Source organism: Streptomyces cathayae (assembly GCF_029760955.1).
In the GTDB taxonomy this organism is placed as follows: domain Bacteria; phylum Actinomycetota; class Actinomycetes; order Streptomycetales; family Streptomycetaceae; genus Streptomyces; species Streptomyces cathayae.
In genome coordinates this window covers 2997176-3014798 of sequence record NZ_CP121682.1, presented here as the reverse complement: position 1 = coordinate 3014798, position 17623 = coordinate 2997176, and the positions used below count along the sequence as shown (strand labels likewise).

The 17623-nt window shown below is 70.6% G+C and carries 17 protein-coding genes and 2 pseudogenes; 10 read left to right on the top strand and 9 right to left on the bottom strand.

Translation table 11 applies throughout. From position 1 onward, the window contains the following. Positions 1–28 precede the first annotated feature (28 nt). The 3 genes and pseudogenes from PYS65_RS13530 to PYS65_RS13520 all read right to left on the bottom strand — a co-directional run bounded on the left by PYS65_RS13530 (position 29) and on the right by PYS65_RS13520 (position 2091). Entirely contained in the window at positions 29–790 is a 762-nt protein-coding gene (locus PYS65_RS13530) for a hypothetical protein (protein ID WP_279334213.1), read from the bottom strand. A gap of 190 nt (positions 791–980) precedes the next feature. Then, positions 981–1256, bottom strand: a complete 276-nt coding sequence (locus PYS65_RS13525) for a DUF397 domain-containing protein (RefSeq protein WP_279334212.1) — start codon at positions 1254–1256, stop codon at positions 981–983. Beyond that, positions 1237–2091: pseudogene (locus PYS65_RS13520) on the bottom strand (helix-turn-helix domain-containing protein). Before PYS65_RS13520 ends, PYS65_RS13525 begins: the two are co-directional and overlap by 20 nt. A 180-nt stretch (positions 2092–2271) precedes the next feature. Between PYS65_RS13520 and PYS65_RS13515 the strand changes: the two are divergent. From PYS65_RS13515 to PYS65_RS35195, 3 genes and pseudogenes are all read left to right on the top strand, one after another. Further along, positions 2272–2481, top strand: coding sequence for a hypothetical protein (locus tag PYS65_RS13515; protein ID WP_279334211.1), 210 nt, complete (start codon positions 2272–2274; stop codon positions 2479–2481). Next, positions 2478–2654, top strand: coding sequence for a hypothetical protein (locus PYS65_RS35200; protein WP_387038683.1), 177 nt, complete (start codon positions 2478–2480; stop codon positions 2652–2654). Before PYS65_RS13515 ends, PYS65_RS35200 begins: the two co-directional genes overlap by 4 nt. After that, positions 2602–2760: pseudogene (locus tag PYS65_RS35195) on the top strand (ATP-binding protein); the annotation flags it as partial. The gene PYS65_RS35200 and the pseudogene PYS65_RS35195, both read left to right, overlap by 53 nt. Positions 2761–2841: 81 nt before the next feature. Here PYS65_RS35195 and PYS65_RS13505 read toward each other — a convergent pair. Further along, the gene (locus PYS65_RS13505) at positions 2842–3087 is read right to left on the bottom strand and encodes a hypothetical protein (protein ID WP_279338170.1); all 246 of its coding nucleotides are present in this window, start codon (positions 3085–3087) and stop codon (positions 2842–2844) included. Between the two features lie 95 nt (positions 3088–3182). Here PYS65_RS13505 and PYS65_RS13500 point away from each other — a divergent pair, with 95 nt between their 5' ends. Continuing rightward, complete coding sequence (locus PYS65_RS13500) at positions 3183–4055, top strand: hypothetical protein (RefSeq protein ID WP_279334210.1); 873 nt, start codon at positions 3183–3185, stop codon at positions 4053–4055. A gap of 103 nt (positions 4056–4158) precedes the next feature. On the opposite strand, the gene PYS65_RS13495 is transcribed toward PYS65_RS13500, so the two are convergent. Both PYS65_RS13495 and PYS65_RS35190 read right to left on the bottom strand, forming a co-directional pair. After that, complete coding sequence (locus PYS65_RS13495) at positions 4159–4551, bottom strand: hypothetical protein (protein ID WP_279334209.1); 393 nt, start codon at positions 4549–4551, stop codon at positions 4159–4161. Positions 4552–5182: 631 nt separating this feature from the next. Further along, positions 5183–8428 (bottom strand): DNRLRE domain-containing protein, encoded by a 3246-nt coding sequence (locus tag PYS65_RS35190; protein WP_423836086.1) that lies wholly within the window; start codon positions 8426–8428, stop codon positions 5183–5185. 373 nt (positions 8429–8801) lie between these two features. Between PYS65_RS35190 and PYS65_RS13480 the strand changes: the two genes are divergently transcribed. Both PYS65_RS13480 and PYS65_RS13475 read left to right on the top strand, forming a co-directional pair. Next, the gene (locus PYS65_RS13480; protein ID WP_279334208.1) at positions 8802–9347 is read left to right on the top strand and encodes a hypothetical protein; all 546 of its coding nucleotides are present in this window, start codon (positions 8802–8804) and stop codon (positions 9345–9347) included. Further along, complete coding sequence (locus PYS65_RS13475; RefSeq protein WP_279334207.1) at positions 9344–9889, top strand: SMI1/KNR4 family protein; 546 nt, start codon at positions 9344–9346, stop codon at positions 9887–9889. Before PYS65_RS13480 ends, PYS65_RS13475 begins: the two co-directional genes overlap by 4 nt. Before the next feature lie 117 nt (positions 9890–10006). Here the strand turns inward: PYS65_RS13475 and PYS65_RS13470 are convergent, their stop codons facing one another. Then, entirely contained in the window at positions 10007–11092 is a 1086-nt protein-coding gene (locus PYS65_RS13470) for a DUF4190 domain-containing protein (RefSeq protein ID WP_279334206.1), read from the bottom strand. 524 nt (positions 11093–11616) lie between these two features. Between PYS65_RS13470 and PYS65_RS13465 the strand changes: the two genes are divergently transcribed. Then, the gene (locus PYS65_RS13465) at positions 11617–11913 is read left to right on the top strand and encodes a hypothetical protein (protein WP_279334205.1); all 297 of its coding nucleotides are present in this window, start codon (positions 11617–11619) and stop codon (positions 11911–11913) included. A gap of 31 nt (positions 11914–11944) precedes the next feature. Continuing rightward, positions 11945–13636, top strand: a complete 1692-nt coding sequence (locus tag PYS65_RS13460) for a peptidoglycan recognition protein family protein (protein ID WP_279334204.1) — start codon at positions 11945–11947, stop codon at positions 13634–13636. A gap of 176 nt (positions 13637–13812) precedes the next feature. Here PYS65_RS13460 and PYS65_RS13455 read toward each other — a convergent pair whose 3' ends face one another. Together PYS65_RS13455 and PYS65_RS13450 are read right to left on the bottom strand one after the other, a co-directional pair. Continuing rightward, positions 13813–14235 carry an SCO4983 family protein gene (locus PYS65_RS13455; RefSeq protein WP_279334203.1) on the bottom strand — a complete coding sequence of 141 codons (423 nt, stop codon included), beginning with the start codon at positions 14233–14235 and terminating at the stop codon, positions 13813–13815. Between the two features lie 110 nt (positions 14236–14345). Next, the gene (locus PYS65_RS13450) at positions 14346–15557 is read right to left on the bottom strand and encodes a pyridoxal phosphate-dependent aminotransferase (RefSeq protein ID WP_279334202.1); all 1212 of its coding nucleotides are present in this window, start codon (positions 15555–15557) and stop codon (positions 14346–14348) included. 122 nt (positions 15558–15679) lie between these two features. Between PYS65_RS13450 and PYS65_RS13445 the strand changes: the two genes are divergently transcribed. Further along, complete coding sequence (locus PYS65_RS13445; RefSeq protein WP_279334201.1) at positions 15680–16501, top strand: hypothetical protein; 822 nt, start codon at positions 15680–15682, stop codon at positions 16499–16501. 149 nt (positions 16502–16650) lie between these two features. Further along, positions 16651–17619: a S1 family peptidase gene (locus tag PYS65_RS13440; protein WP_279334200.1), complete on the top strand. Its 969-nt coding sequence runs from the start codon at positions 16651–16653 to the stop codon at positions 17617–17619. Positions 17620–17623 lie beyond the last annotated feature (4 nt).

Below are 17623 nucleotides of genomic sequence, written 5' to 3'. Positions count from 1 at the left end.
ATTGGTGAGCTGCTCGGAGACCTCCTGCTCACACCTGTGAGGCACGCAGTTCCCAGGACACCGCGACCAGCCGGTCGCTGAGGGGTCCGTCGGCGCTGTCGCCCGTCATCTCGGCGCGGTACGCGCGGATCGCCGGGTCGGTGAAGGTGAGAGTCAGCACCGGGCAGTCCGTGGCGTCGTTGGTGTCCTCCGGCGAGCACCTGTTGATGTCGAGCAGGCTGTGGCCAGGGCACACGGCCCCGGTAGGCAGCTCCACGTCCAGGAGTAGCTCCTTGCCCGGATCCACCCGGAAACGGCCGGACGCCGGGACTTCTACGGCCTTGCCCTTGAAACCGCTGTCCACGACCGTCGCGGTGAGCCCGCGGGCGGAAGCGCGGACGCCCTGACCATGAGGGCCGTGGAGATCGAGCGTGACCTGGCCTTTGGCCAGCGGCGCGTCGAGCACCAGGGGGCGGTCGCCCGCTCGTATGGCCGCGTGGACGGTGAAGCGAGTTTCGCCCGGCGCCTTCGGCCCCGGATCGTAGTAACCCCAGCTGGTGAGCACCAGTCTCGGGGCCATGCTCTGCTCGCCCTCCCCCCGTGGCACCGGCCGCGGCGGCTCGTCCACCCCGCACTTCGAGAGCTGGGCCGTGCCACCGGCCGGGAGCGGACGGTCCCGCAACGGCACGGCGGGGCCCTGCCGTTGCGCGGATGCGCGCGGTTCGGACGTCGTGGCGGAATACGTCAGTGCCAACAGCCCCACGACGGGCACGGCGAGGATCAACCAGGAACGCGGGGAAACGCGGGACACTCAGTCACGTCCTCGCGCTCGGCCGACCATCCCGGCATGCCCGGTCCCCGGGCCCCGCTCGCCGGCCCGGGGGAACAACTCCATGACGCTCATGATTGTTTCTGCGTGCTCGATGCCAAGAGCGTCACAGCGCACCGCGCCGGCCCCGGGTGTCTTCCCTCGCGTGACGGAGGCAAGACACGCGCGGCACCTACATGAGGGACGTGACGAACGACGTCCAGGCACCTGCCGTGATGGTGAGGACCGGGCCGTGGGGGACCTTGGAGTCACGGACGGGGACGACGCCGGTGTGGGCGTCGCACACTTCGAGGCAGTCGCCGCCATCACCGTTGCTGTAGGTGCTCTTGCGCCAGCGGGCGGCGCCGGGGAAGGCCTCGGCCACCTCGACGCAGTCGCCGCCCGTTCCGTTGCTGTAGCTGCTCTTGCGCCAGACGGCCGTGCTCAAGTCATTCATGCTGCTTGCCATTTCGCACATCCTCAGCCGCTTGCTCGATCAGGGCGAGGGACGCCTCGGGTGGCAATGCGGCGGCCCTGAGCAGATCGTACGACCTTCGGTACTCCTCTACGAGGGCCGGATCGTCGATGGTGTCCCCACTGTGCTGCGACTCCAAGTACACCAACGGCGGGGCGTCAGGGAAGGTCATGACCTTGGCCATGCCCATCATGAGGGGATGCGGCCCGCAGTTCCACGGAAGGACCTGGGGAACGATCCGGCGTCGGCGCGCCAGCGCGGCGATGTGCTCGAGTTGCTTGACTGTCTGCTCCGAGGGCAGGAGCGGTTGACGCAAGAGCACTTCCGACAGGATCGCCCAGTACATCGGTGTCTTGTGGTTGTCCTCGAAGAGGCGTGCCCGTGCCACCCGGGCGCTGACCTTCTCCTCGACCTCCTCGTCCGGTGCAAGTGGCATGGCCGCCCGAACCAGCGCCCGCGCGTAAGCGTCCGTCTGCAACAACCCCGGCATCAGAGTCGGGCATCACTCCTCGATGGACTTGGCGTGCTTCTCCGCCTCCAGCACCCGCTCGAAGTAGCTCGCGTGTCCCCGCCGTTTCGCCCTGCGCACGTCCTCGCAGCGGCGGCGGAAGAAGCCGTCCGTGCCGAGGACCTTGTCGACGTGGTCGGCGAGTTCCGCCGGCATGCGGCGCGTGCCGCGCTCGATCTCGCTGAGGTGGCTGGGGCCGTAGAAGCTGCCCTCGACCAGCTGCTGGAGCGTCAGCCCGGCTTCCTCCCGCTTCCACCGCAACTCGCTTCCGTAGAAAGTCGGGACGCCCGTCGATCCGTCGATGTCCTTGCGCTGCCCCATCGTTCACCGTCCTTGGTGTGCCGTTACCGCCCGCTGCCCGGCGTTCCCCGGCCCGTGCCGACTCCTGCCGGGCATACGTGCAGTTCAGGGCCGGGAGCCCGAACCCCTGTCACGCTACGGAGCCCGGCGGCAGAGTGTGAGCGGTTCGTCACTCATGGCACAGGAAGGTGTGAACTCCCCATGCACGACCCCCACCCCGCCTCGGCCGACGCCTGCGTCGAGGAGCTGCGGGACGCGCTCGCCGCGCACGGCATCACGCTCCCGTCCCTCGGCGTCGACATCCCGACCTTCGCGGCCCGCTACCCCACCCGACCGCTGATCGCGCTCGGCAACTGCAACCTGCTCACCGCCCGCGCCCTGACCGCCGTCCTCCGCAAGGGGGACGCGTGAGGCGACCACCCCTGACACTGGAACTGCTCGCCACCCCGGCGGCCGTGTCCGGAGTGCGCCGCGCCCTGCGCGACTACGGCGTCGACGTCCAGCTCTGCGCGAGCGGAGCTCGTCACCAACGTGATCCGGCACCTCGGCGAGGGCCTCCCCGTCACCGTGCGGGTGTCCTGTGACGGCGGCCGTACGCGACTGGAGGTCACCGACCCCGACCCGTGCGCCCTGCCTGTCCTCCGCGAGGCGGTCACCGTCGACGACGAGTCCGGCCGGGGGCTCGCCCTGCTCGACGCGCTGGCGCTGCGGCGGGGCGTGACGCGGGGGCCCCGCAGCAAGACCGTGTGGTGTGAACTGGCGGCGCAGCCGTCAGGGGGCGAGCGCAGCGGACACCCGGTCGAGCCGGGCGGGCGGCAGGGCGAAATGGTCGGCGGGATTGCGGTAGGAGTACTCGCCGTCGTTGATGCGGACACCGTCCCCTCGCACGGACCAGGTGGAGGGCCCGGGTGCTCCCTGGTTCTCCATGAGGGCGGTGGCGAGCGCTTCGGGGTCCTCGACGCCGACGAGGGCACGTAGCGCCGAGGTCAGTCGCTCGGTGGCGTGGTCGCCGGGCATGACGTCACCGGATGTCGGGATTGTCTGCCGGGGTGATCGAGGGGTGGGCGCTGTTGTACAGTCCGCGCCTCTGTCGTGACGTAAGGAAAAGGTCCATGCGAACTCGTCCCGGACGCACCGCCGCGCTCGCCCTCCCGGTCGCCCTCACGCTGGTTGCGTGCGGCGCGGAGACGGACGACGCGAAGACCCGGGAGGCGACCTCGCCGCCTGCCCGTGAGGCGTCCGAGCAGCCCCGGGCGCCCGAGTCCGTGGAGGACTTCCTCGACCTCGCCGAGAAGGCGATGGCCGAGGAGCCCGCCTGGAGCTTCTCCGTGACGGGCGAGGAGGGGCTGACGCTCCAGGGGCAGAAGAGCGCGGCGACCTACGAGGGCAGCCTCCGGCGTGCTGTCGGGCGGGTGGCACTGCACTCGCAGGGCGTCAGCACCAACAGCAAGGGCACGAAGAAGACCGAGGAGCTCTACGTCGTCGGCGACGCGGGGTATCTGAAGGAGGGTGCGGCCGGCTGGAAGGCCGTGTCTCCCGTCGCCCCCGAGATGCGGAACAAGGTAGAGGACCCGATCGCGGTCGTCGACGCGTTCCGGACGTACGCGCGGACTGCCGACGGCGAGGTGAAGGTGACCGAGACGGAGGGCGGCGACACGGTCGAACTCCGTGTGGTGAGCGGCGAGCAGAAGCTGAGTGCCGTCCAGGACCGGGCGTGGGCGAAGAAGGCCGAGCGCGAGTTCGACCCGACGGCCGAGCAGCTCCGCGTGGCGGGCGTCCCGGTCGAGGACGGGCAGGTGACGCTCTCCGGCCTGGAGGAGGTGCTGGTCCTGGACGCGACGTCGTACCGGATCGAGAGCCACCGTCTCGACTTCGGCTTCCTGATCCCGTACAACGGCCAGGACATCACGTTCGAGCAGAAGGTCAGCGAGGCGAACCAGGGCCCGTACCGGGGGAAGATCGAGCTTCCGGCGGACGTGCGCTGACGCGGAGTTCCCTGCCCGCACCCGAGTGGTGGGCGGCCGGGTGCGGGCGCTACGGGGTCAGGGCCGAGGACGGCACTGACGTCCCGGCGGTGACGGGACGGCGTCAGGCGGCGGTACGCCGGCCCCGTCCGTGCAGGGTCAGGTAGAAGGTGCGCAGCGACTCCTGTGAGCTGCCCGCCGTGAAGCAGTTGCGGACCTTGCCGAGGGGGTTCCACACCCGCCCGTCCGGCATCCGTACGCCGACCGGCTGCCCGAAATAGGCCTGCTGGGCGGCGTCGAAGTCGACCCACTGCGCGTCCGCACGGCGGACCAGCACCTCACCGACGTAGGCCCCGAGCCCTAACAGCGCACCGCTCACCCGCGCCTCGTCCACGCCGTCCCTGCGCAGCCCGTCGACCAGGAAGTCGACGAGGCGGAGGCTGGCCACGGAGTAGTCCAGCGGGAGCCGCTTGCGGGTGGTGACGCGACTGACGAAGGTCCCTGCGCATGTCCGCATGTCCTCTGCACGCGGAAGTCGATCGCTCACATCACTCACAGGACCGCTCCCCCTCCACTCGATTCGGGGAGAGCTCCCGCCGTCCCCCATCAGATCAAGCGGATCCGGCCTTGGAAGCATCACGGGTCACGGACGTGCGGAATCCCACATGAAGTCCCGCGAAACCGGTACAACCTTTTCACGTGCCATGCGTCGTCTTCGAAAACTGTCCGTCGCTGAAGCCGTTCCCAGCCCGTCGGGGCAAGCGGCTGGCGACGGGATGGTGGTGGCCGGCCACCACGGGACGGCTGGTGCGCTACGGGGCCGCAGCGATGCGGCTGCAGGTGATGCTGCTCGCCCATGACTCGCGTGTCAGAGGCCTGGCCGCCCGGCCGCTTGAGCTGCCGCTAGCCCCGCCGTTTCGCCTGAGCGGTGTCCGGATCTTGGGCGAGAACACGAAAGTGCCTTCTGACCTGGGACGACAGGGCTTGTCTAAGGCTTCTGTCGTTCCAGCAGGAAGGCACTTTCTGCGTGCACACCACCGCCTCGCGTCCCCGGCTCGTCGTCTCGGCCGACGGCCATGGAGTGGTCAGCCACGCCGGCTCCCGCCTGTTGGCCGCTCTGGCCGATGCCACCGGCCTGGCCGCCGCCTTCAACGACGTGCTGCGCAGGCTGCGGCCACGGGGTACCGGACACGCCCCGGGCGGATCGCCGTGGACATAGCCGTGATGCTCGCCGACGGCGGCGAAGCAATCCGTGACCTCGGCATCCTGCGTGACCAGCCGACGGTGTTCTGGACCTCCCAGGTCAGCGTGTACTCGGTGCGCTTGTTGCCGGAGGCGGAGTTGATCGGCGTCTTGACCTGTGCGGGAATGGTGACGGAGGCGCCGGGAGCGAGATCCTGCGGCAGCGCGGTGCGGATCTGGTTGCCGCCGGTGGTGACGTCGGTGCCGTCCGGCAGTTCCCACCGGTAGGTCAGCTCGTTTCCGGCCGCCGTCCATTCCTGGTCGGTGGTGTTGGTGAGGGTGACGTCGACGGTGTAGGTGGTGTTCGGCGTCATCCGGGCCGGCGTGCCCGGTGCGTGGTACGTCGACTCGGGTGTCGCGTCGATGTAGGTGACGACCAGCTCGGGCCGCAGCCGCTGCTCGGGTGCCTCCGAGGACAGGAAGACCGAGCGCTCCTGCGCGGCGGCCTCGTCGACCGTCTTGATCGCGACGCCGTGCCGGGTGTCCGGGTCTCTCACCCAGCCCTGCGCGAGGGAGGTGACGTCCCAGTCGTGGCGGGACGGGTCGTTGCTGATGGCGCCGATGTCGGAGACCGCCTCGCCGACGTCACCGCCGGGGGTGGTCCAGGCGGTGGCGGCGGTGGCCCTGTTCCAGGTCGCCGACTCGTCGAAGTCCCGTGTCAACGGGCGTAGTTCGTAGACCGCTCCGGCGGCGCTCCGGGTCGATTGAGTGCCCCAGAGGCGGACGGTGGCCTGCAGGACCCGTGAGGAGGCGGGGAGGTCCAGGTCGCCGAAGTCCAGCAGGGTGCGGGTGTTGCCGTAGGGGGTGGAGTTGTTGCCGACCGTCAGCCAGGGCTGAGGCCCGTACTCCTCGAACGTGTCGTGGGGTGTGGTCGGCTGGGCGGAGGTCAGGGTGGTGTCCTGGCCGGCGGTGATCACCTTGGTGGTGCGGCCCGCCTTCGGCAGCCGCACCAGCTGGGTCGGCGAGGCGATGACCTGGCCGTCCTTCGTCTTCACCGCGACCATGTAGTAGTAGGCCCGGCCGAACGGGTCGGCGCTGCCCACCGCGGTGGGCACCGCCGTGGTGTCGGTGAAACCGTTCGCCGACGCGTCCACCGGAGCCACCAGGGTCGCCGCCGACGGCGTGAACGACTGGAAGACGGAGCGGTGGACCTGGTACTCGACCAGGTCGTCGGCCGTGGAACCGGCGTCCGGGTCCCGGTAGTCGGACCAGTGCAGCTCCGCGCCCGTGGAGTGGATCACCGACGGGCTGTCCAGGTTCACGCCCTGGCGGCCGAAGGTCAGTACCAGACGCGGGTAGGTGGCCGTCTCACCGCCGTAGCCGAACTCGCTGCCCTCGTACCGCGGGCCGCCCTGGGGACCGTTACTGCTCTCGTCGCCGGCCTTGACCACGAAACCGTGGTTCTCGTACGTGCCGTCGATCCACTGCTGGACCGTCCTGGCCACCGGGAACGAGTGCCAGGTGCTCACCTCGCCCGGCTTCTTGGTGACGACGCTGCCCTTGGTGAAGCGCACCGCGTCCGCGACGACCGCGGTCGACGCGGAGGCCGGGCCGTCGCCCAGCACGACCTTGCCGCTTGTGCCCGCCGTGAACGGATGCGACCCCAGGGTCTTCCACACCCCGCCGCTGCCGGACTTCTGGTCGACGGTGTACTGCTTCGACCCGCCCTCGTAGGTCACCGTGTACGGGGCGTCGGTGGCCCGGTCGACGGCGGGCACGTTGTGCACCTCGACCTGGTAGGTGCCGTCCTCCGGCAGACTCGGCTGCCAGGTGTACGCATCACCGGCCACCGAGTCCTTGTTGTACAGGTAGTCGCCGTTGACGGCGTACTGCGTGTAGTCGGTGTTCCCCGACGCCGGCCACGCACCCACCGCCGCGGTGCGGCCCGCGTCCCCGTCGTCCACGACGACGGACGTGCCGGACAGCTCGCCTGTGATGTCCTGGGCGTTGTCCCAGGTGGCCGTCTCCTCGCTCCACTCCTGGGTGGCCCGGTGCGCCTCAAGGCGTACCTCGCCACCGGAGGTGGTGTGCGTCTGGTCGTAGTACAGCCGCAGGTCGGCCGCTTCCACGCGCGTCCCGGCCGGTATCTGGGACAGCGGGAACCGCAGCAGCGCACGCGAGGAACCACTCGACGTGTTGCCGACCGACAGACGCCAGTTGTTGTCGTAGTTCGACGCCGGACCGTCCGAGGAGATCATCACGTCCTGCGCCGTCGTGGGCGTGGGAGCGATCTCGATCGTCGGGTCGATCGTGACGGGGTACTGGCGTTCCTTCGCGGCCAGCCACTTCTCGTCCGGGGTGAGGGTCAGCATCCAGCCGCCCCCGGCGTTGGTGAGCTTCTGCCCGACCGCGGTGCTGTACGTGGTGCCGTACGGCGACGAGGCGTCCTTCTTCGAGTCCGTCATGAACCCGGCCGGGATCACCAGCACGGGGTCGGCGGACTCGCCGTAGAAGTGGACCGCGCCGTCCCTGGTCTGTTTCGGCCTCAGCCCGTCCACGTCCAGCTTGAACGTGAACGTCACCGGCCCGGACGGCCGTTCGTCCAGGACGATGTTCTCCTTGACCCGCCCGGCCCCCACCTCGTAGGTGAGGTCCGCGCCGTCGACCGCGTCCCGGTAGGTGACCGTGCTGCCCTTGGCCACCGGTTTCAGCGCGTCCGCGCCGGGCAGGCCCATCGTCACCGACCGGCCGTCACCGGCCTCCACCCGCAGCAGCCTGTCGGCGTCCGAACCGAACCGGCTGTGCAGCGTGTTCGTCGTGTTCGCGAAGTCGAAACCCTTCGCCCGCGACGCCCGCACGGACGTGTCGATCGCCTTCCACGCGGCCTTCTTGCCACTGCCGTGGCGGTAGGCGGTCGGTACCGCCGACAGTTCCATCTCGGTCCGGCCGTCGGACAGCTGCCAGTACCGGGCGTTCTCGGTGCGCCGGTCCGTCAGCTCCTCGACCCGCTTCGCCTTCGGCGCGTTCTTCCCCTTCGGCAGCTTCTGCCGGTCGGCGACACCCGCGTCCGAGGGCGGCGGGGCCGACGGCGACGCCTCCTCGCCGTCGTCCCCGCCCAGCCAGTCGGTGAGCGACTCGAGCACGCCCTTGCCGTCACCGTCCGACGACGGGCCGGACGACGCATACGCGACCTGCGGCAGCGTGGTACTCACCACCGCAGCAGCCACAAGACAGGAGATCCATCTCCCGTATCGGACTTTCACGTCCCATGCCCTTCCCTTCGCGACGCACCCGCCTCCCAGGAAGTCTGGAATCCGGGCATGCCGAACCACCGGACGGGAATTCCCGACCGGACCGCTTCGCGGAATCAGGTGAAGCGGGGCATGTCTAATCACGCGTGAAAGGCCATGTCAACCACTTTCCCATTTCGGACGATTGGCTGATGATCCGGAAGGTCGCCGTTCCGAACGTTGAATTTATGTCCGCTTTGTCCGAGGGGTGGACCCGGCGGGTCGGCATGCGGTATAACCGCCCGGTTCCCTGCGGGAGGCACGTGCAAAACAGTGCCCGACGAAAGCCGGCTCCATGCCAAAGACGGAAAACACAGCAGAAGCAGCGGAAACGGCCGGCCCGGAAAACCCCGGAAAGAATGCGGCGACCCCGGCCGGCGAATCGGCCGAAAAGCGCCGAGGTGGCGACCGGGCCGGATTCCTCGCCGCCGGAGCGGTCCTCGCCGTCTGTCTGGGGCTCGTCCTGTACGGCACCCTCGGCACGACCGGCGACACCGAACCCGAACGGCCGAAGGCCCCGACGGCCGCCGTGACGTACCAGGTGACCGGTGAGGGCCGTGTCGACGTCAGCTATCTCGCCCGCAGCGAGGAGGGCAGGGCAACCGTCGAGAAGGACATCGCACTGCCCTGGAAGAAGACCGTCCAGGTCCCGCTCGGCCGGTCGCCCATCATCGGCATCGTCCTCGACGGCAAGGGCGGCCAGGCCCGCTGCGCCCTCGCCATCCGCGGCGCTCACGTCCAGAGCGCCACCGCGTCGGGCACCTACGGCCGCGCCACCTGCGCCGGTGAACTCCCCGCACCAGCCGATGTCGACTCACCGTCGAACAGCACGCTGCCGTGACGGCCGCGCCTGATCAGCGTCCTGTCGAGGCCACCCTCGACTTCCTGCGTTCCGCGTTCGGGCCCGAGTGGCGTGAGCCTCCCCTCGGCCATGAGGGCGTAGCCGTGTGGGAGACCGAGAACCGGGTGACGCTCCCGGAGCCGTACAGAACCTTCGTTGCGGAGATCAGCAACGGGTGCAGCCTCGGTCCCGCAGAAGACGGCGGTCTGCAGCCGCTCGGGTGGCTGCCGGAGAGTTGGCCGGACCTCGGTCCGCGGCAGCCGGGAGAACTGTTCCCCCTGGAGGCGTCCTGGCAGTGGGAGGACGACGAGACGGTCGATCCTGAGGGCGATCCACGCACCGATGCCGTGTACACCAAGGGGTCGGTCGTTCTCGGCTCGGAGGACGGGCAGTTGTTCTGGGTGCTGGTGACCGCGGGGCCCCGCCGGGGCGAGGTCTGGATGGTGGCCGACGTGGGAGCCGGCCCGGTGCCCGGGGATGACGCATGGGGCTTCGAGCAGTGGGTGCGGCAGTGGCACTCCGGTGAGGCTTGGTCGGCCTGAACGGCTGCCTCGGACGCCGTCGAAACACGTGGACAGAGCCAATGGCGCATGCGGCCACCAGGGTGACGGTGATCGCTGCTGCCCCCGCCGGGCGCAACGTCCCTGCTCACTGACGATTCAACTGCGATCCCTGCCGGCCCGGCGGACCCGATCGGCTGTGGAGGCGGCGGTGCGCTCGAGTTCCTGGGTCGGTTCGGACGTGGGCAGGGGGAGATCCAGCAGGCCGCGTATCCGGCGGTGGGGCTGTTCTCCGTCGTGCTGGTCGACGGACCGCAGATGGCTGAGGAAGGTGTCGGCGTCGGGTGCTTCGGCTGCCTGCTGCCAGAAGGGCAGTCCCGCTTCGAGTTCCGCCACGAGCCGGCCGGTGGGCGCTTCCGCGCCCGGAAGGTCGGCGTCCTTGAGCAGCCGGATGGTCTCGGCCTGCGCCTGGGCCATGTGTCCGGCCCAGGCGGTGGCGCCGGCGAGGTCCTGCTGCGGACTCTTCGCCGGGCGGAGTGCGCCGGCGGTGTTCAGCGGTTTCATCGCCGCGAGGAACTCCCGTTGGGCGGCGTCCAGATCGGAGGCGTTCCCGCGTACCGAGACGTCGAGTTCGGTGTTGTCCGGCCGGGCCACCCAGCACACCACGGTGCGCCGCCCGGCCGCCCATCCCTCCTCGTCGGGATGGAAGTAGTAGGTCTGCAGCCGTCCGAAGGCCAGCGGATCGAGCGCGTAGTCCGTGAAGAGCCTCGCGCACTGTGGCCAGGCGGTCGCCGCGATGCCGTCGAGCCCCGGGAAGTCACCCTCGGGGAGGGCGAAGGAGGCGTAGGCCTCCGCGCGGTGCGGCGTGTCGCAGGGGGTCAGTTCCACACTTCCGCCCAGCGGCGGCGTCCCCGGTTCCGTCAGCCCGCCACGCGGGGTGAAGCAGTCACCGGCGCGGATCGACTGGATCGTGGTCCAGCCCGGCTTTGTGACGTCGCCGCTGTCGCTGCGAGCGGGAAGTGTCCAGACCCTGAAGTCGACGACCGGGATGACGACGGCGGCCAGCAGGAGGATCGCTCCGGAGACGGAGACACCGGCGATCGCGAGGCCCTTGCCCCGCTGTCTCCGTCTGGGGATCTGCCACAGCGCGACGCAGCCGAGGACCAGCCCCAGGGGCGCGAGGCAGAGCAACGACGTCACCAGGGAGGCGATCGCCAGGCCGTTCAACGCCGGTGGCGCGGGCATGGGTGCCGGATGCCACTGCGGCCCAGGAGGGGGCCACGAGCCGGGCGGCTCGTGAGAATTCGGCGGAGGGGGGACCGACATTCGATTCCATCCTTTCTCGGACTGGGACTGCTGTGAGTCCTACCGCAGCCCGTTCAGCGCGTCAGCGGACGCCGATGCAGGTGTACGAACCCGAGGCAGAACCAAGCCGGAAGTGCAATAACCAGACCCCGCAGACGGCCTGCTGCCGGCGTATCAAGCCCGGAAGGCAGCCAGGTTCAGTAGCCCGCGAGCAGGTGAAAGGCCGGCTCGCGGGTGCGCGGGCGAATTATCGACCAACGGATCGAGGGTTCGTCAAGCCCAAGGACATTCAGGGAATTCACCCCACCGAAAAGCGGTCGATTCGCCCCTTTTGATCTCTCCGTCGCACGGTGCGCTCCGCGTGGTGTATAACCGCCCGGGTTCGACTTCAGTTGCATGCCGCATTGATCCGTCACATCGAGAACCGGGCCCTTTTCGTGTCATCGAAGGAATCCGCGGAATCCATGAAGTCCGTGGAGAGCGAAGAGCCGGAGAGCACGTCCGAGGGGCCGCACCACGCGGAAGCCGGGGCGGTGTGGGGGCGGATGCGGCGGCGGTCGGAGCCGAGACCACCGGTGCGCAGAACGGTGCGGGCAAGAACGCGAGCAAGGGCGCGAGCGGTGGCGCTCGCCCTCGGCGAGCAGGGCGGCCGGGCGGCGTGCACGCTCGCGGTCCGCAGCGGGCACGTCCAACGGGCCACTGCGATGGGTGTGTTCAGCCGTGCCACCGGTGTCGGCGAGCTCCCCGTCAACGACAACTGATCTTCACGTACAAGGTTCACAAGGGGTGGGCATGAGTCCAAGAGGAACCCGCGCGCGGCGTACGAGAACGTCGAAGCGCACGATCTGGCTGGCGGCCGGGGCCGTGGTCATCGCAGGTACCGGAGTGACGGCCGTGGCTGTGGGCGGAGGCTCCGAGGGCGGCGGCGGCGCCGACGAGGCCGCGCGTCCCGCGCAGGCCCATACGCTGGCGCTGACCGGCAAGGATCCGAAGAAGCGCGAACTGCCGCGCACGGAAACACAGTTGTTCTCACTCGTCGGTGTCTCCTGGGAGGACAGCGCCGACGAGTTCGAGGGCACCGCGCAGATCCGTACCCGCGGTGCGGAGGACGGCGCGTGGACCGACTGGCGCGACCTCGACTTCGACATCCGGGCGCCCGAGACGCAGGAGGGTGACGCCACCGGTGTCCGGGGCGCGTCCGAGCCGCTGTGGGTGGGGCCGTCGGACGCCGTCGAGGCCCGTGTCGTGGCCGGCGGCAAGGAGACCGCCGTGCCGGACGCGCTGCGGCTGGACATGATCGACCCGGGCGAGACGAAGGGCGGCAAGGGCAAGGGCAAGGGGAAGGGGGAAACCGGCAAGGGACAGGAGAACGGCAAGGGCAACGGGAACGAGAACGGCAAGGGCAACGGCAAGGGCAACGGCAAGACGCCCGCCGAGCCCGGCGACTCCGGCACCGCCGCCCCGGACCCGTCGCAGTCCGGCGGGGAAACCGAGCCGAGCAGCGCCCCGGAGCAGTCGGCCGGGCCGTCCTCGGAGCCGACCGCGGAGCCCGGCAGTCCGAGCGAGGAGCCGACGGCGCCGGAGCCCTCCGAGGAGCCGACGCAGGACCCGACACAGGAACCGACGGCCGAACCGAGCGCTCCCGTCCCGAGCGAGGAGCCGACCGCGGAGCCCGGCGGCCCGAGCGAGGAGCCGACGGCGCCGGAGCCCTCCGAGGAGCCGACGCAGGACCCGACACAGGAACCGACGGCCGAACCGAGCGCCCCCGCCCCGAGCGAGGAGCCGACGGAGGAGCCCACCGCCGACCCGACCACCGAGCCCACGGCGGAGCCGAGCGCCCAGCCGGACCCGGCCGAGTCGACGACGCCGGCCGCTCCCGCCGCACCGGCGGTCGTCAGCCGCGCCGACTGGGGTGCGGACGAGTCGCTCGTCGCCGACCCGTCGGACTACCTGGACAAGGTCGACGCGGTCTTCGTGCACCACACGGCCGGTACGAACAGCTACGAGTGCGCTGATTCACCGGCCATCATCCGGGGGATCCTCACGTACCACGTGAAGAGCAACGGCTGGAACGACATCGGCTACAACTTCTTCGTCGACAAGTGTGGAACGGTCTTCGAGGGCCGCGCGGGCGGCACCGACAAGCCGGTCCGGGGCGCTCACACGTACGGCTTCAACGGCTCCTCGGCCGGTGTCTCGCTGCTCGGCGACTACGAGAACGGCGGCACGCCGACGGCCGCGGCCAAGCAGGCGATCGCCGACATCTCCGCCTGGAAGCTCGGCCTGCACGGCGTCGACCCGGAGGCGAAGGTGACCCTCACCGCCGCGGCTGACACCAGGGTCTGGAAGAACGGTGAGAAGGCCACGCTGAACACCGTCTCCGGCCACCGCGACGGCTTCGGCACGCTCTGCCCGGGTGTCGCGCTCTACTCGGCGCTGCCGGAGATCCGCCGCACGGCGGGCGCGTCGGAGTACGCGGGCTGAGAGGGCGGACGCGGACCGACCCGCGTACGTGAGCCGATCCCGCGGGGAAACGCCGACGGGGCACCCCGGGCGGGTTGCCCGGGGTGCCCCGTCGGGGGTGCGCGGTGCGTGGCGCCCGGTCCGTGCGTCGCTGCGGGTGCACACGGACCGGGGCCGTCTGGGGGAGCCCGGTGGGCTCAGCGGGGCGCGAGTTCGAGCGGATCGAGGGCCGCGGCGTGCGCGTCCATCCGTTCGGCGGCCAGGATCGCGGCCACCGTGTCGGCGCGGGAGGCGGCGACGACCAGGGCGCGGCCCGCGCGGGCGTGCGCCTGTCGGTGCAGGGCCGTGGCGTTCGCCTGGCGGCCCCTCGTGGTCGCCGACGCGCGGGCCGGCTTGCGTCCTCCCCGCAAACGGGTCACCTGCTCGGCGAGCCGCTCGGCCGCGGTGTCCAGATCGGCCGAGGGCGCCGCGACGCGCAGTTCGTCGGTGACGGCGAGCAGCGCGGCGAGATGACCTCCGAGCTGGATGTCCAGCTCTTCCTCGCGGGAGCGGTGGGGGAAGTCGTGGGGGGTGCCGGCCATCGTGCGGTGGACCGACTTACTGCGGATCGGTTCGTACATGGATGGCCTCCTGGGGGCTGACAGGAAGCCATCCTAGCTTAGATTTCGTCTAAAGTTGAGTTGCTCACAAGATCGGACAGATGAGACACGCAGGGTGAGGGCGCGCCCCGTCAGAGCTGGCCGTAGCCGTCCAGGAAGCGGGCGATCCGGCCCACCGCGTCCCGCAGGTCGTCGGTCGACGGCAGGGTCACCACCCGGAAGTGGTCGGGCTCCGGCCAGTTGAAGCCGGTGCCGTGCACGACCATGATCTTCTCGCTGCGCAGCAGGTCCAGGACCATCCGCCGGTCGTCCCTGATCTTGAAGACGTCCGGGTCGAGGCGCGGGAAGAGGTACAGCGCCCCCTTCGGCTTCACGCAGGTCACGCCCGGGATCTGGGTCAGCAGTTCGTACGCCACATCCCGCTGCTCGCGCAGCCGGCCGCCCGGCAGCACCAGGTCGTTGATCGTCTGGCGCCCGCTGAGCGCGGCGACCACCCCGTGCTGGCCCGGCATGTTCGCGCACAGGCGCATGTTCGCCAGGATCGTCAGGCCCTCGATGTAGGAGTCGGCGTGCGCGCGGGGCCCGGAGATCGACATCCAGCCCACCCGGTAGCCGGCCACCCGGTACGCCTTCGACATGCCGTTGAAGGTGAGGGTGAGCAGGTCGGGGGCGACGGAGGCGGTGGGGACGTGGACGGCGTCGTCGTAGAGGATCTTGTCGTAGATCTCGTCCGAGCAGACCAGCAGGTTGTGGCGGCGGGCGATGTCGGTCAGGCCCTTGACCATCGCCTCGTCGTACACCGCGCCGGTCGGGTTGTTCGGGTTGATGATCACGATCGCCTTGGTGCGGTCGGTGACCTTGCGTTCGATGTCGGCGAGGTCCGGCATCCAGTCGGACTGCTCGTCGCAGCGGTAGTGCACCGCCGTGCCGCCGGAGAGCGAGACGGCGGCCGTCCACAGGGGGTAGTCGGGCGCGGGGACCAGCACCTCGTCGCCGTCGTCCAGCAGTGCCTGCATCGCCATCACGATCAGCTCGGAGACGCCGTTGCCGATGAAGACGTGCTCGACGTCGGTCTCGATGCCGAGGGTCTGGTGGTGCATGACGACCGCGCGGCGCGCGGCCAGCAGCCCCTTCGCGTCGCCGTAGCCGTGCGCCGACGAGACGTTACGCAGGACGTCCTCGAGGATCTCGGGCGGGCACTCGAAGCCGAACGCGGCCGGGTTGCCGGTGTTCAGCTTGAGGATGCGGTGACCGGCGGCTTCCAACCGCATCGCCTCCTCGAGCACCGGGCCCCGGATCTCGTAACAGACGTTGGCGAGCTTGGTCGACTGGATCACCTGCATGCTGGGAGCTTACGACTCGGTAATGCCCCGCGCCGCGCCATCCGCCACGTGAGACGGATCGATTCGGGGGTTATGTCCGCCCGCTGTCCCCGCGATCGCCCGCTTCCCTACAATCCGCCGCCATGTCCCAGTTTCCTCACGAGGCCCAAGGGGGGCGCGACGTTCAGGAACCCCAGGTTCCGCCGAACGTGTACCTTCCTCCGGCCACCCCGCCCCCGGCGTACGACGCGTACGCCGATCCGGCGACCGCCCACGGCTGGCAGAACGCGTACGACGAGACTCGCGAACTGCCGCCGGTGATCGGCGATCCACCCCGGCCCGGTGTGGTGCCGGGGCCCGGTCCCGCCCCGGGGTCGGGACCGGGGGACGGCGAGGAGCGTGCGGCCGCCGACGGGTCCGGTGCCGAGGGAGCCCGCCGGGGTGCGGGCCGGCACGCCCGCCGCCTCCCCGGCTCCGGTTCGGGCTCCGGCTCCCGGGGTTCGCGTCGGGTCGTGGTGGCCTCCGGTGCGCTGGGAGCGGTGGCGGTGGCGGCGCTGATCGCCGGGTTCTCCCTCTCGGGGTCCTCGCCGGGGTCCTCGCCGGGCGGCTCTCCGGGGGGTTCTCCGGGCGCGGAGGACGGCACCCGTCCGGCGGCGGAGGACTCCGTGCCCGCCGACCCGCCCGCCACGAGTGCGGCCCCCTCCGACGGCCCGTCGCCCGGTGGGGAATCCGCCGGTGAGGGCTCCGCCGGTGAGGGCTCCCGTGCCCCCGGTGCCGGTGTCTCCGGCGGGGAGGGGCGGGCGGACGACGTGCCGTCCGGGCCGTCGGCCGGTGCCTCCACCACCTCCACACCGACCCTCCCCACGCCGACCGCCTCCCCCTCCGCCGGTCCGGGAGACCCTGGCTCGGACAATTCCCGTGACCATCCCGGATGGGGTCGGGGAGGTCCGAAGGGACCCAAGTAGGCGCGGGGGCAGGCTGGGTGGCCCCGCGAACCTACTGGTCGGAAGCAAGGCCTTGCCCCCTCGGCGCGGACGTGCTGAAAATGCACATGACAATTCTGCGGGTGGCCGGAGGAATCCGGGCCACCTCCGTCGCAAGAGGGGACCCCCACATGAGAAAACCTCTCGTCGTCGCGCTCTGCGCCCTGGCCCTGGCCGCGGCCGGCGCGACGCCCGCGGTCGCGGCCGCGCCCACCCCCACGGGCGCGGACACGGCAGCGGGCACCGGCGCGGGCGCGGGTTCGACCGCGGTGCCGGACCCTGTCGGCGGCGTGGTCGGCGGCGTCGTCTCCACCGTGACGGACGCCGCGTCGGAGGCCGTGGCCGGACTCACCGCACCGCGGGCCGGAGCGGTGAACCTCGCGGGCACCGTCTCGCTCAGCAACTGCTCCGGCTCCGTCGTCCGCATGCCCGACTCGGCGGCCGACGACCCCGCGCTCGTCCTCACCAACGGCCACTGCCTGGAGAGCGGCTTCCCCGGGGCCGGCGAGGTGCTCGTCGACCGGGCGTCCGGCCGCAGCTTCGGACTGCTGAACGCCTCCGGCGCCAAGGTCACCACCCTGCGCGCCGACCGGCTGGTCTACGCGACGATGACCGACACCGACGCGGCGGTCTACCGCCTCGGCACCACCTACGCGCAGATCAAGAGCGCGTACGGCATCGAGGCGCTCACGCTCGCCGACACCCGCCCGGCAGCCGGTACGGCCGTCAGCGTGCCCTCCGGATACTGGAAGCGGATCTACGCCTGCGCCGTCGACGGGTTCGCCCACCGGCTGAAGGAGGCGGGCTGGACCTTCAAGGACTCGGTCCGTTACACCCCCGCCTGCAACACCATCGGCGGCACCTCCGGCTCGCCGGTCGTCGACGACGCCACCGGCAAGGTGGTCGCCGTCAACAACACCGGCAACACGGACGGCGGGCGCTGCACGATGAACAACCCGTGCGAGGTCGACGAGAACGGTGCCGTCACGGTCCGCCGGGGCATCAACTACGCCCAGCAGACCCACCCGTTCACCGCCTGCTTCGGCCTGGACAGCAAGCTCGACCTGTACGCGAGCGGCTGCACCCTGCCCAAGCCGTGACACA